This is a genomic window from Roseovarius halotolerans, assembly GCF_900172255.1.
Classification (GTDB): Bacteria; Pseudomonadota; Alphaproteobacteria; order Rhodobacterales; family Rhodobacteraceae; genus Roseovarius; species Roseovarius halotolerans.
On the sequence record NZ_FWFU01000003.1, the window covers coordinates 35898 to 49046 of the forward strand.

General features: G+C 66.1%; 13 protein-coding genes. 8 read left to right on the forward strand and 5 right to left on the reverse strand.

Going from position 1 to position 13149, the window contains the following annotated elements:
• Positions 1 to 44: 44 nt before the first annotated feature.
• From mazG to ROH8110_RS11205, 3 genes are all read left to right on the forward strand, one after another.
• A complete protein-coding gene (gene mazG / locus ROH8110_RS11195; protein WP_085817896.1) occupies positions 45 to 866 on the forward strand; it encodes a nucleoside triphosphate pyrophosphohydrolase in 822 nt (273 codons plus the stop codon).
• Positions 867 to 995: 129 nt separating this feature from the next.
• Positions 996 to 1442 (forward strand): GNAT family N-acetyltransferase, encoded by a 447-nt coding sequence (locus tag ROH8110_RS11200; RefSeq protein WP_085817897.1) that lies wholly within the window; start codon positions 996 to 998, stop codon positions 1440 to 1442.
• A 31-nt stretch (positions 1443 to 1473) separates the two neighbouring features.
• Positions 1474 to 2895: a protein adenylyltransferase SelO gene (locus ROH8110_RS11205; RefSeq protein ID WP_085817898.1), complete on the forward strand. Its 1422-nt coding sequence runs from the start codon at positions 1474 to 1476 to the stop codon at positions 2893 to 2895.
• Positions 2896 to 2903: 8 nt separating this feature from the next.
• On the opposite strand, the gene ROH8110_RS18695 is transcribed toward ROH8110_RS11205, so the two are convergent.
• On the reverse strand, positions 2904 to 3539 hold the full coding sequence (locus ROH8110_RS18695) for a DUF2238 domain-containing protein (RefSeq protein ID WP_085817899.1): 636 nt from the start codon (positions 3537 to 3539) through the stop codon (positions 2904 to 2906).
• 40 nt (positions 3540 to 3579) lie between these two features.
• Here ROH8110_RS18695 and ROH8110_RS11215 point away from each other — a divergent pair, with 40 nt between their 5' ends.
• Complete coding sequence (locus tag ROH8110_RS11215; protein WP_085817900.1) at positions 3580 to 4278, forward strand: endonuclease/exonuclease/phosphatase family protein; 699 nt, start codon at positions 3580 to 3582, stop codon at positions 4276 to 4278.
• A 76-nt stretch (positions 4279 to 4354) separates the two neighbouring features.
• On the opposite strand, the gene ROH8110_RS11220 is transcribed toward ROH8110_RS11215, so the two are convergent.
• Positions 4355 to 5641 (reverse strand): DEAD/DEAH box helicase, encoded by a 1287-nt coding sequence (locus tag ROH8110_RS11220; protein ID WP_245962838.1) that lies wholly within the window; start codon positions 5639 to 5641, stop codon positions 4355 to 4357.
• 342 nt (positions 5642 to 5983) lie between these two features.
• On the opposite strand from ROH8110_RS11220, the gene ROH8110_RS11225 reads away from it, so the two are divergent.
• The 4 genes from ROH8110_RS11225 to ROH8110_RS18700 all read left to right on the forward strand — a co-directional run bounded on the left by ROH8110_RS11225 (position 5984) and on the right by ROH8110_RS18700 (position 8998).
• Positions 5984 to 6397, forward strand: a complete 414-nt coding sequence (locus ROH8110_RS11225) for a Fur family transcriptional regulator (protein ID WP_085817901.1) — start codon at positions 5984 to 5986, stop codon at positions 6395 to 6397.
• A gap of 81 nt (positions 6398 to 6478) precedes the next feature.
• Positions 6479 to 7366: a DMT family transporter gene (locus ROH8110_RS11230; protein ID WP_085817902.1), complete on the forward strand. Its 888-nt coding sequence runs from the start codon at positions 6479 to 6481 to the stop codon at positions 7364 to 7366.
• Positions 7367 to 7444: 78 nt separating this feature from the next.
• Positions 7445 to 8719, forward strand: a complete 1275-nt coding sequence (gene eno, locus ROH8110_RS11235; protein ID WP_085817903.1) for a phosphopyruvate hydratase — start codon at positions 7445 to 7447, stop codon at positions 8717 to 8719.
• Positions 8720 to 8830: 111 nt separating this feature from the next.
• On the forward strand, positions 8831 to 8998 hold the full coding sequence (locus ROH8110_RS18700; protein WP_170156503.1) for a hypothetical protein: 168 nt from the start codon (positions 8831 to 8833) through the stop codon (positions 8996 to 8998).
• 233 nt (positions 8999 to 9231) lie between these two features.
• Here ROH8110_RS18700 and pgi read toward each other — a convergent pair whose 3' ends face one another.
• Genes pgi through zwf form a run of 3 tightly spaced genes read right to left on the reverse strand, consistent with a single transcriptional unit; the run spans position 9232 to position 12972 of the window.
• Entirely contained in the window at positions 9232 to 10839 is a 1608-nt protein-coding gene (pgi, locus tag ROH8110_RS11240; protein WP_085817904.1) for a glucose-6-phosphate isomerase, read from the reverse strand.
• Positions 10840 to 10849: 10 nt separating this feature from the next.
• Complete coding sequence (pgl, locus tag ROH8110_RS11245; protein ID WP_085817905.1) at positions 10850 to 11521, reverse strand: 6-phosphogluconolactonase; 672 nt, start codon at positions 11519 to 11521, stop codon at positions 10850 to 10852.
• Positions 11518 to 12972: a glucose-6-phosphate dehydrogenase gene (zwf, locus tag ROH8110_RS11250; RefSeq protein WP_085817906.1), complete on the reverse strand. Its 1455-nt coding sequence runs from the start codon at positions 12970 to 12972 to the stop codon at positions 11518 to 11520. The genes pgl and zwf overlap by 4 nt, the downstream gene beginning before the upstream one ends.
• Positions 12973 to 13149: the final 177 nt, after the last annotated feature.

The window sequence follows — 13149 nt, forward strand, 5'->3', positions numbered from 1 at the left end:
TGCGCGTCACCCTTCCCTTGAACCGCAGAAAGGACGCCCGCGCAATGCCCAAGGACCCGACCCTCCACGCCCCCGACAGCGGTATCGCGCGGCTGCTCGAAATCATGCGCCGCCTGCGCGACCCCGAAACCGGCTGTCCCTGGGACATCGAACAGGACTTCGCCAGCATCGCGCCCTACACGATCGAAGAGGCCTACGAGGTCGCCGACGCCATCGAACGCGCCGATTTCGACGATTTGCGCGGCGAGTTGGGCGATCTTCTGCTTCAGGTCGTGTTTCACGCCCAGATCGCCGATGATCGGGGACTCTTCGCCTTTGACGACGTGGCCAATGCCATCGCCGACAAGATGGTCGCGCGCCATCCGCATGTCTTCGGCGATGAAAGCCGCGACAAATCCAGCGAACAGCAAACCCGCGACTGGGAATCGATCAAGGCCGCCGAACGCGCCGAGAAAGCCCAGACCGGCGTGCTTGACGGTGTGGCGGCGGGGCTGCCCGCGCTCACACGGGCGCTCAAGCTGCAAAAGCGCGCCGCGCGGGTCGGCTTTGACTGGCCCGACACGGGCGATGTGCTCGACAAGATCACCGAAGAGGCGGAAGAGCTGCGCGAAGCCGCTCAATCCCTTACCCATGACAAGATCGAAGAGGAATTCGGCGACCTGCTCTTCGTCATGGCCAATCTTGCCCGCCACATGAAGGTCGACCCCGAATCCGCCCTGCGCGCCGCCAATGCCAAGTTCACCCGCCGCTTCGCGCGCATCGAGGCCCACCTGGCCGCGGCCGGGAAAACCCCCGACGAGTCCGACCTTGCGGAAATGGATGCGCTCTGGAACCGCGCGAAGGCCGAGGAACGCGGCGACGCCTGAACACCCCCGGCAAGCGAAACCACGCCGACCCGCGCCAATCGTCGCTGGACATTCGCGCGCGCCCGCCCCACGTTCCGCCCGACCATTGCATGCCAGCCCTTTTCACGCCGGACCAGAAGGCCCCGCCCGTTGACGCAGCTCACCCTTGCCCGCCCCGAGAATACCGACCTCCTGTGCCGCCTCCTGACGGACAGCCACACCGAGCGCGGGCTCGACCTGTCGCCCGATGCGCGCCGCGCCGCGCTCGTGCCGCTGCTTGAAGGCTCGCATCATGGCGTCGCCTACCTGATCGGACCGGTTCGCGCGCCCATCGGCTTCGCGATCCTCGGCTTCGGCTGGTCGGTCACATTGGGCGGCCTGACCGGCACCGTCGATGAAATCTATATCCGCCCCGGCGTGCGCGGACGCGGCATCGGCAGCGAGGTCCTGACCAGTCTGCCCAAGGCGCTGGCGGGCGCAGGGCTCGTGGCGCTGCATGTCGATCTTGGCCCCGCCGATACCCGCGCCGAGCGTTTCTTCACGCGGCTGCGCTTTCGCGCCGCGACCGGCACGGCCCGCATGACCCGCCCCCTCTAGCGTTTCGCCACTGACGGACTATGTTTGTCCCATGGCCCTGACAATACCCTTCGATAACAGCTATTCCCGCCTTCCCGACCGGTTCTTTACCCGGCTCGATCCGGTCCCGGTCAAGGAACCGCGCCTGATAGCATTCAACGATGCACTGGCGGCCCGGCTGGGCCTCGATCCCGGCACATCCGAGGAAATGGCGCTGGCCTTCGCCGGCAACCGCCCGCCCGAGGGCGCCACGCCCCTGGCGCAAGCCTATGCCGGGCATCAGTTCGGTGGCTTCTCGCCGCAGCTTGGCGACGGGCGCGCGAACCTGCTGGGCGAGGTTCTGGACGATCAGGGCAATCGCTGGGATATCCAGCTCAAGGGTTCCGGCCCCACGCCCTATTCGCGCATGGGCGACGGGCGCGCTTGGCTCGGTCCGGTCTTGCGCGAATACGTCGTCTCCGAGGCGATGCATGCGCTTGGCATTCCCACCAGCCGCGCGCTCGCCGCCGTCACCACCGGCGAGCCTGTCTATCGCGAGGCGGGCGCCCTGCCCGGCGCGATCCTGACCCGCGTCGCCGCCAGCCATATCCGCGTCGGCACATTCCAGTACTTCGCCGCCCGGCGCGACCTGCCGGGGCTGAAGGCACTCTTCGAATATGCCCGCGCGCGCCACGCCCCCGAAGCCGAGACCCCCGCCGAGCTTCTGGAAATCGTCTGTGAGCGCCAGGCGCAGCTGGTGGCGCAATGGATGGCGGTGGGCTTCATCCACGGTGTCATGAATACCGACAACACCTCGATTTCCGGCGAAACCATCGATTACGGCCCCTGTGCCTTCATGGATACGTTTCACCCCGACACGGTCTACAGCTCGATCGACGCGCATGGGCGCTATGCATTTTCCAGCCAGCCCAACGTGATCGTCTGGAACATGGCGCAGCTCGCGACGACACTGGTACCGCTGATGCCCGATCAGGACGCCGCGGTCGAAGACTTCACCCGCATCGTTCACGCCATGCCCGAACGCATCCACGCGCATTGGCTCGGCGCCTACGGGCGCAAGATCGGGCTGGCCGATGCGGGCGCGGATGACGAGGCACTGATCACCGATCTTCTGCGCCGGATGGCCGGGAACCGCGCCGATTTCACCAACACCTTCCGCGCGCTCAGCGACGGTGCGCCGCGCGACCAGTTCCTTGACCCTGCCGCCTTTGACGCATGGGAAACCGGCTGGCGCGCCCGCCTCGAGGCTGAAACCGACCCACTTGCCACGATGCGGGCGGCCAACCCCGTCTATATCCCGCGCAATCACCGCGTCGAACAGATGATCCAGGCCGCCGTCGCCGGGGATTTCGCGCCGTTCGACCGGTTGCTGAACCTGCTTTCACGCCCCTTCGAGGCCCAACCCGACGCCAGCGAATTCACCCGCCCGCCAGAGCCTTCCGAAGTGGTTCAACAGACCTTCTGCGGCACCTGATCCCGCGTCTACTTCATCCCGCGCTTGAAAAAGCGCGGGTTTCGGCGCACGAATTCGTCGATCACCCCCGCCAGCCCGCCGCGCGCCTGCCCCTTGAGATAGGCAAACCCGCTGGCGGCACCGATGATCGCGCCCAGCATGTCCACGATCAGGTCGCTCATCGTGTCCATCAGGCCCGATTTCTGCATGTTGAACCCGAACATCTGGTCCATCCCGAATTCGAATATCTCCCAGAGCGTGCCGATGGTGATCCCGAAACAGAAGGCGAAGAACGCCACCGCAACGGGCGGCGCCGCGTATCGGTCACCCTGGAACATCATGAACACCAGCACGAAGCCGATCAGACCGAAGCCGATCGCCGAGCCGGTATGCATCACCATGTCCCACCACCACAGCCGGCCATAGAAATCGAACACTTCGCCCAGGAACAGCGTGCCCGCCACAAAGAGCACCAGCGCGGCAATGAAACTGGGCGGGACCCGGATATTGGCCCATTTCGCCACATAGACCGGCGCCATCGACAGCGCGAGCGTCGCCAGCGCCACGAAGACCAGCTCCAACTGCCACTCGAACAGCGCCCATAGTGCCACGCAGATCAGCGCGGCCCAGATCAATCTTGCCAGCCATGTCTGATCGGAAAACACGAGGTGACAAATCCCTTTCGAGTTCCTTTATATGACTATCATGAATGCGCCTCAGTTCCGAATTGCAACCTACAACCTGCAAAAATGCGTCGGCCTCGACCTGCGCCGCCGCCCCGGCCGCAGCCTCGGGGTGATTAACGCGCTTGGCGCCGACCTTGTCGTGCTGCAAGAGGTCGACAAGCGTCTGCCGCCACGCCCCGCCGCGCTGCCCCATGACATGCTCGAAGAGGACGGCTGGCAGGTGCTGCCTTTCGGACAGCCCGGCGGCTCGCTTGGCTGGCATGGCAATGCGATGCTCCTGCGCGGCAATACGCGGATCCGCGCAACCGCGCACCTTGAACTGCCCGGACTTGAGCCGCGCGGCGCGATCCGCGCCGATCTCGACACGCCCATCGGCCCCTTGCGGGTGATCGGCCTGCATCTGGGGCTGGTGCGCCGCTACCGGCTGCTGCAACTTTCGGCGATCAACCGCGCGCTCAATGTGCTTGACCCGATGCCAACCGTGTTTGCAGGTGATTTCAACGATTGGGGCTCGGGCATGGCGCTCGATGCGGCGGTGAAGCGCGTGCGCTTCCTGCCCGGTCACGCCAGCTTCCCCGCGCCGCGCCCGGTGGCGGCGCTGGACCGGATCGCGCTCAGCCCCGATCTGCGTGCGCTCGCATCGGGCGTCCACCGTCTGCGCCCCGCACGGATCGCATCCGATCACCTGCCGGTCTGGGCCGATCTCGCCTGCGCCTGACGCGCACCCCGCGCCGTCAAAAGCAAAAGGCCGGGGCGTATCACACGCCCCGGCCCTTTTGGTCTTGGTGTCCCGCTCAGGCGGCCTTGCGGCGCCTGCGGCGGCGCTGCGGCCCTTCGGCGTTGCGCGGCTGTCCGCCGCCCCCGCCACCGCCACCAAAGCCGCCACCGCCGCCATTGCGGCGACGGGGTCCGCCACGGCCCTTGGGCTTGGCGTTGGGGTCAGGCAGATCCGCCCAGGGACGTCCCGACGCGACCGGGATCGTAACGCCCATCGCCTTCTGGATGTCCTTCAGCTCGCCCATCTCATCGGGTGCGCAGAACGCCACGGCGGCGCCATCGCGCCCCGCGCGCGCCGTGCGCCCGATCCGGTGGACATAGTTCTCGGCGACATTGGGCAGCTCGTAATTATAGACATGCTTCACGTCGGGAATATCCAGCCCGCGCGCCGCCACATCGGTGGCCACCAGCACCCGCACCTCGCCCGAGCGGAACGCCCGCAACGCGCGCTCGCGCTGGCCCTGGCTCTTGTTGCCATGAATCGCGGCCACCGCATAACCCGCCTGCTCAAGACGGCGGGCCAGCTTGTCTGACCCGTGCTTCGTGCGCCCGAACACCAGCGCCAGCTCCTCGCGATGCCCGTCCAGCAGCTCGATCAGCAACTCGGGCTTCTCCGACTTGGCGATGAAATGCACCACCTGCGTGACCTTGTCCGCGGCCTTGCCCGGCGGGCTGACCTGCACCCGCTTGGGATGGGTCAGGTAGCTCGAGGCGATCTCTTCCATCTGCTTGGGCATGGTGGCGGAAAACAGCATGGTCTGACGCTCGGCCGGCAGCAGCCCCGCGATCTTGCGCAGCGCGTGGATGAAACCCAGGTCCAGCATCTGGTCGGCCTCGTCCAGCACCAGGAAGCGCGTCGCATCCAGACGCAGCGCGCGGCGCTCCAGAAGGTCCAGAAGGCGCCCCGGCGTCGCGACCAGCACATCCGTGCCCCGCTCCAGCCGCTTGATCTGCGCGCCGATCGACGCGCCGCCCACAACCAGACCCACCTTGATCGGCGTGTCCTTGACCAGCGGCACCAGCGAGTCGCGGATCTGCCCCGCCAGTTCCCGCGTCGGCGCAAGGATCAGGCTGCGCACGCTTTTCGGCGCGGGCTTGCCGTGTTCTTCCATCAGTTGCGACAGCAACGGCAGGCCAAAGGCCATCGTCTTGCCGGTGCCGGTCTGGGCAAGGCCCATGACATCGCTGCCATCCAGCGCGAAGGGAATCGCGCGCTCCTGGATGGGGGTCGGTTCTGTAATGCCCAATGCTGCCAGCTTCTTCACCAGCGGGCCGGGCAGGCCCATTTCCTGAAACAGGTTCAAATCATTTCCTTTCGGGCATGGGCCGCATGGCCGCATACCTTGGCGAACCCCATACGGGGTTCAGATCTCGTGGTTGCGCCCCACCCCATGCCCGGCCTCGTGCCGGTCATTGGTCAGACGGTTCGGACCCACGCGTGATTTTGGGAACATTCCGCGATGTTTCATTATGGACCAGCGCCGACATACGGCGGTTCTTCGGCCCGGCTGCTCACGCGGCAGGAAACATCGGTTGAATGTCACATGCGCTGTTCCTCTCTCAAAGTCAACCTCGGGGCACGAAACAGGTGGAATCATTTTTACGATAACGTTATCCAACAGCCCGACGACGACAGGGGGCCCGGCATGTCCGACACGATCACCGACCGCTGCGAGGCCAAGGGCCTGCGCATGACAGAACAGCGGCGCATCATCGCCTCGGTGCTCGAGACCTCCGAGGACCACCCCGATGTCGAGGAACTCTATGCCCGCGCCGCCACCCGCGATCCGCGCATCTCGATCGCCACGGTCTATCGCACCGTCAAGCTGTTCGAAGAGGCCGGCATACTCGACAAGCTGGAATTCGGCGACGGTCGCGCCCGCTACGAGGATGCCGAACGCGACCATCACGACCACCTGATCGACATGCAAAGCGGCGAGGTGATCGAATTCGTCGATCCCGAGATCGAGGCGCTCCAGGAAAAGATCGCCGAGAAGCTGGGCTACAGGCTCAAGGGGCACCGCCTCGAACTCTACGGCGTGCCGCTGCGCAAGCGCTAGACCGGCCTGCGGCATCTTGTCTTGCCCTGCGCGCCGTCGTAGGCAGGTGACGCGACATCACAGACACCCCGAGGCGTTATCATGGAAAACCTGCGCGCCAGCGCCCTGATGGTGCTGGCCATGTTCGGCTTTGCGCTCGAAGACATGTTCATCAAGCGGCTCTCGGCGGATCTGCCCGTGGGCCAGATCCTGATCATGCTCGGCAGCGGCGGCGCGGTGGCCTTCGGGCTCATCGCGCTCGCACGCGGCCATCGCCTGTTTTCGCGCGACCTGTTCAGCGGCCCGGTGCTGCTGCGCAACCTCGGCGAACTGATCGGCACGCTGGGTTTCGTCACCGCCATCGCCCTAACACCGCTCTCCTCCGCCTCGGCGATCCTTCAGGCCACGCCGCTGGCGGTGACGCTGGGGGCGGCGCTCTTCATGGGCGAACAGGTCGGCTGGCGGCGCTGGAGCGCGATCATCGTCGGTTTCGCAGGTGTCCTGCTGGTGATCCGCCCCGGCCTCGAAGGGTTCGAGCCCGCCTCGCTTTTCGCCGTGCAGGCGGTGATCGGCCTTGCGCTGCGCGATCTGGCCACCCGCGCCGTGCCGCGCAGCGTGACATCGATGCAGCTCTCCAGCTATGGCTTCGCCACCACCGTTCCTGCCGGCGTGGTGCTGATCTGGCTCAGCGGCGGCGCCGTCAATCCCGACCCGGCCAACTGGCGCGACATCTGCCTTGCGCTCACGCTCGGGGTCGGCGCCTATTACGCCATCGTCGCCGCGATGCGCTTCGGCGAGGTCAGCTTCGTCACCCCCTTCCGCTATACCCGGCTGGTCTTTGCGCTGGTCATCGGCGTCACGGTGTTCGGCGAACGCCCCGACGCGCTGACCCTGACCGGCGCGGCCATCATCATCGGCTCCGGGCTCTACACGCTGTTGCGCGAACAGCGCCTGCATCGCCGCGCCCGCCGCGCCGCTGCGGCCCGTTAGCCCTATCAGCGTTGTATTCCTGCACGAAGGTGGTATGGCACCGCCAAACCCCAACTGATCATGACTGAGGGACGGCCCATGAGCATCATCATCGACATTCACGCCCGCGAAATCCTGGACAGCCGGGGCAACCCGACAGTCGAGGTCGACGTGATCCTCGAAGACGGCACGATGGGCCGCGCCGCGGTGCCCTCGGGCGCCTCCACCGGGGCGCATGAGGCGGTCGAGAAACGCGATGGCGACGCAGCGCGCTACATGGGCAAGGGCGTGCTCGAGGCCTGCGCGGCCGTGAATGGCGAAATCGCCGAGGCGCTGCTGGGCATGGACGCCACCGAACAGGTCGGCATCGACATGACCATGATCGAATGCGACGGCACCCCCAACAAGGGCCGCCTTGGGGCCAACGCGATCCTCGGGGTCAGCCTCGCCGTGGCGAAGGCCGCCGCCGACTTCACCGGCCAGCCGCTTTACCGCTATGTCGGGGGCACCTCGGCGCGGGTTCTGCCGGTGCCGATGATGAACATCATCAATGGCGGCGAACATGCCGACAACCCGATCGACATCCAGGAATTCATGATCATGCCGCTCAGCGCGGGCAATATCCGCGATGCGGTGCGCATGGGCTCCGAAGTGTTCCACACCCTCAAGAAGGAATTGATCGCCAAGGGGCTGTCCACCGGCCTTGGCGACGAAGGCGGCTTCGCGCCCGAACTCGGCTCGACGCGTGAGGCGCTCGACCTCATTCTCGCCTCCATCGAAAAGGCGGGCTACAAGCCCGGCGACGATATCTGCCTTGCACTCGACTGCGCCGCAACGGAATATTACAAAGGCGGAAAATACGAGTTCTCCGGCGAGGGAAAAAGCCTCTCCAGCGCCGAGAATGTGGATTATCTGAAATCTCTCTGTGACGACTACCCGATCATCTCGATCGAGGACGGCATGTCCGAGGATGACTGGGACGGCTGGAAACTGCTGACCGACGCCATCGGCGACCGGGTGCAACTGGTGGGCGACGACCTCTTCGTCACCAACCCTGCCCGCCTTGCCGAAGGCATCGAACGCGGCGCCGCCAATTCGATGCTGGTCAAGGTCAACCAGATCGGCACCCTCACCGAGACCCTGCGCGCCGTCGACATGGCACATCGCGCCCGCATGACCAACGTCATGTCGCACCGCTCGGGCGAAACCGAGGACGCCACCATCGCCGACCTGGCCGTCGCCACCAATTGCGGACAGATCAAGACCGGCAGCCTCGCGCGCTCGGACCGGCTGGCGAAATACAACCAGCTCATCCGCATCGAGGAAACCCTGGGCGACACCGCCGAATATGCGGGCCGCTCGATCCTGCGCTGAACTTTCGCCCGCGCCTTGATACGCGTCAAATCGCGGCGCGGGCATCTCTGCTAAACCCGTGAAACGAGGTCAACCGGGCCTGCCCGGCCCATTTTTCACGGAGCCGTTCTCATGACAGATATCTTCAAGGTGCTTCTCACCCTCATCGCCGCAGCCTTTCTTCTGACCGCCTGCGCCGACGAGGATCATTATCCCGTCACTGGTGAAGAATGCGCCCCCGGCGACCCGGTCCAGGATCTCGACACCTCGGCCGTAACCTGCGTGCCGCAGGCCAACTGAGACCAGACCCCGGCGCGAAAAACTTCGCGTCCGCCTGAAACTTTCGCCGCTGCATCTGCGTGACTTCCGGCAGCCCGTCATCGGGCGCCGGAGCCTCGTTCGGGTGCAGGGGCGTGTTTTTTGCATGTCGCGCCCCTCGCCCTGCTCCGGCGTCCGGCGGGCGCGACCCGGTCCGCGCGCGCGGCGTACGACTGTTCGTATCCTCGCCGCATATCCCCCGCGCGGGCCGGGTTTCAGCCGCCCGATGCCTTCACCTGCGCAATGAGCGCGCGGGTCGATCCGTCCTTCTCGGCGCCATCCGCCTCACCGGCCAGAATCGGTTCGATCTCGCTGGCCAGCGCCTTGCCCAGTTCGACCCCCCATTGATCGAACGAGTTGATCCCCAGAACCACGCCCTCGACGAACACCCGGTGCTCGTAAAGCGCGATGATCTGGCCCAGCCGCCGTGGCGTCAGCCTGTCATAGAGCAGCGTCGTCGACGGCCGGTTGCCGGGAAACACCCGATGCGCCGCCAGCCGCTCCAGTTCCTTGCCCGTGGCCCCGGCCGCGCGCATCATCTCCCGCGCCTCCGCCATCGGACGCCCGCGCATCAACGCCTCGGACTGCGCCAGGCAATTGGCCACCAGCATCCGCTGATGATGCGCCAGGTGCGGCTCATGCCCGGTCGCCGCCAGCATGAATTCACACGGCACCACCTGCGTGCCCTGGTGGATCAGCTGGTAGAACGCGTGCTGACCGTTGGTCCCCGGCTCACCCCAGACCACCGGCCCGCTGCCATTCTCCAGCGGCGCGCCTGCCATGGTCACGCGCTTGCCGTTGCTCTCCATTTCAAGCTGTTGAAGATAGGCAGGCAGCCGCGCCAGCCGCTGATCGTAAGGCAGCACCGCGCGCGTGGGATACCCGCAGACCTGATGATGCCAGATCCCGCAAAGCGCCAGCAGCACCGGCATGTTCACATCCAGCGGCGCATCGCGGAAATGCGCGTCCATATCGGCGCCGCCGCCCAGGAACGCCCGAAAATCCGCAGGGCCGATGGCGATCATCAACGGCAGTCCGATCGGCCCCCACAGCGAATAGCGCCCCCCGACCCAATCCTCGAAGCCGAACACCCGCTCGGGCGGGATGCCAAAGGCGCCGGTCCGCTCAAGCGCGCTCGACACCGCCACGAACTGCGCCGCCGGGTCCGCGACGCTCTGCGCCATCCACTCCCGCGCGGTGGCGGCATTGGTCATGGTCTCGGCCGTGGTGAATGATTTCGAGGCCACGATCACCAGCGTGCGCGCCGGATCGAGCCCCTTCAGCGTATCATGAATATCCGCCCCGTCCACGTTCGAGACGAAATGACAGCGCGGCCCGTCATGACAGGGCGAAAGCGCCCGCGTCGCCATCTCCGGCCCCAGATGCGAGCCGCCGATCCCGATATTGACCACGTCGGTGATCGCGCCGTCCTGCCCGGTGAACCGCCCCCCGCGCACGGCGTCGGCGAAATCCTCCATCCGCGCCAGCGTCTCCAGCACGCCGGGCATCACGTCGCGCCCCTCGATCAGCACGGGATCGCCGGCAAGATTGCGCAAGGCCGTATGCAAGACCGCGCGCCCCTCGGTCTCGTTGATCGCCTGCCCGGCGAACATCGCATCGCGCCGCGCGGCAACCTCATGGCTTTCGGCCAGATCCACCAGCGCCGCGCGCGCCTCCGCGTCGATCCGCGTCTTGGAATAATCAAACAGCATCCCGTCATGCGTGACCGAAAACGTCGCCGCGCGTTCGGGGTCGTGCGCGAACAGCGCCGCGATCTCCTGCCTTGCGGGATCGCCCGCCAATCTCTTCAGCCTGTCGAACATCCCTGCCCCTTCATGCGGCCCAATGCACCACCATGTCCTCCAGCACCGCGCGCACCGGCGCCTGTTCACGGCTGCTGCTCTGCGCGCGGTCCAGCGCGTTGCGCTTGGCCTTGCCGGTGATCACCATGTGCTTCGACATCGCCGCGTCCAGCACCCGCGCCGACAGCGTGATGCGCGGCTCGGGCAGGCCGGGCGCGCGCATCGCCACCAGCACCGGCGCATCCGGCGCCAGCGCCAGCTCAAGGTTGTCGCCCTTGGGAAAGATCGAGGCCGTATGCATGTCCTCGCCCATCCCCAGCAACAGAACCGAGATCGGCAGCCGCGGGTAGATGTTGGATTCCAGCTCGGCCAGGACCGCCTCGGGGCTCTCGGCCTTCGCATAGAGCGGCAGGAAACGCGCCGCCGCCGCGCGACCCACCAGCAGGCGCTCGCGGATCAGCCGCGTGTTCGAGCGCACATGCACCTCCGGCACCCAACGCTCGTCGCTCAGCATCACATCGACCCGCGACCAATCGAGGTTGGAATCGCACAGCGCGTCAAAGATCGGCCCCGGCGTCGTGCCCCCCGGCACCACGAACAACACCCGATCCTCATGCACCAGCGCCGCGCGCAACTCCCCCGCCAGCGTATTGGCAAGGTCGATGGTCAGCATCTCTTCGTCGGCATATTCCAGCAATTTCATGGCTTTATCTCCCGCCAGCGCCGCCCGTCGCGATGCATCAGCATCAGCGCATCATCCGGCCCGGCACTTCCTGAATCATAGGGCTTCGGCGCATCGCCCCGCTCTTCCCATCCCTCGATGATCGGATCGGTCCAGGCCCATGCCGCCTCAACCTCGTCGCCGCGCATGAACAGCGTCTGATTGCCCCGGATCACATCCATGATCAGCCGCTCATAAGCATCGGGGAAATCCGCGCTGTCCGGGCCAAGCGCCTCGGCGAATGTCATGTCAAGCGGCACATCGACCAAACGCATGCCCCCCGGACCCGGTTCCTTGATGGTCACGCCCAGCTCGATCCCCTCATTGGGCTGCAGGCGGATGGTCAGGATATTGCGGTGCCGCCCCGCATCCTCGCCAAAGATCGAATGCGGCGTTTCCTTGAACACCACGGCAATCTCGCTGGCGCGATCCTTCAGGCGCTTGCCGGTGCGCAGGTAAAACGGCGTCCCCGCCCAGCGCCAGTTGCTCACATGCGCCTTGAGGGCGACAAAGCTCTCCGTGGTGCTCTCCGGGTCGCCGACCTGCGCGCGATAATCGGGCTTGTCGCCATCCGCCTCGTATTGCCCGCGCACCACGTTGTCCGGCGCCACAGGGTCCAGCGCCCGGATCACCTTGAGCTTCTCGTCACGCACCGCATCCGGATCGAACTTCGCGGGCGGTTCCATCGCGATCAGGCACAACAGCTGCATCAGATGATTCTGCATCATGTCGCGCATCGCACCGGCCCGGTCGTAATAATCGCCGCGCCCGCCGACCCCGACGCTTTCGGCCACGGTGATCTGGATGTGATCGACATACTGGCTGTTCCACAAGGGCTCGAACAGCATGTTGCCAAAGCGCACCGCCATCAGGTTCTGCACCGTCTCCTTGCCCAGGTAATGATCGATCCGATAGATCTGGTGCTCGTGGAAATGCTGCGCCAGCACCCGGTTCAACTCGCGCGCACTGGCCAGATCGCGGCCAAAGGGTTTCTCCACCACGATCCGGCTGTCGCTGTCGGCCATCCCGTATTCATGCAGCCGCTCCGCCAGCGCCCCGAAAAGACGCGGCCCGACCGAGAAATAGAACGCCCTGATGCGCCCGCTGCCGACCTCTCCCGCCAGCCTGTCCCAGCCGGTGTCGCCCGTCGCATCCACCGCGACATAGCTCAACCGCTCAAGAAACGCCGCCAGCGCGCCCTCGTCCCCCGCCGACACCGGGTCGAACTCGTCGATCGCCGCGCGCACGAAATCGCGATAGCCCGCCGCGTCCATCACGCTGCGCGCCGCGCCGATCACCCGCGAAGTCTCGCCCATCTGTCCGGCCAGGAAGCGGCGATAGAGCGCCGGCAGGATCTTGCGCCGCGCCAGATCGCCGGTGCCGCCGAACACGACCAGATCGAACGGCTCGACCGGGATGACGCGCGAAACCATGTGAACCCTCCTGCCGCAACGCGGCATGACCGATGTGATGCTCGCAGCCCCCGGCATCCCCGGCGGCCTTCCTGCTCTGCCCAACTCTACCATGCGGGTTCAACTTCACAATGGCGTCAAACCGCCCCCAAGCGGTTTCTTTCGCAGCCTCACCGGGTTAGCCCTGTCCTGGTCACT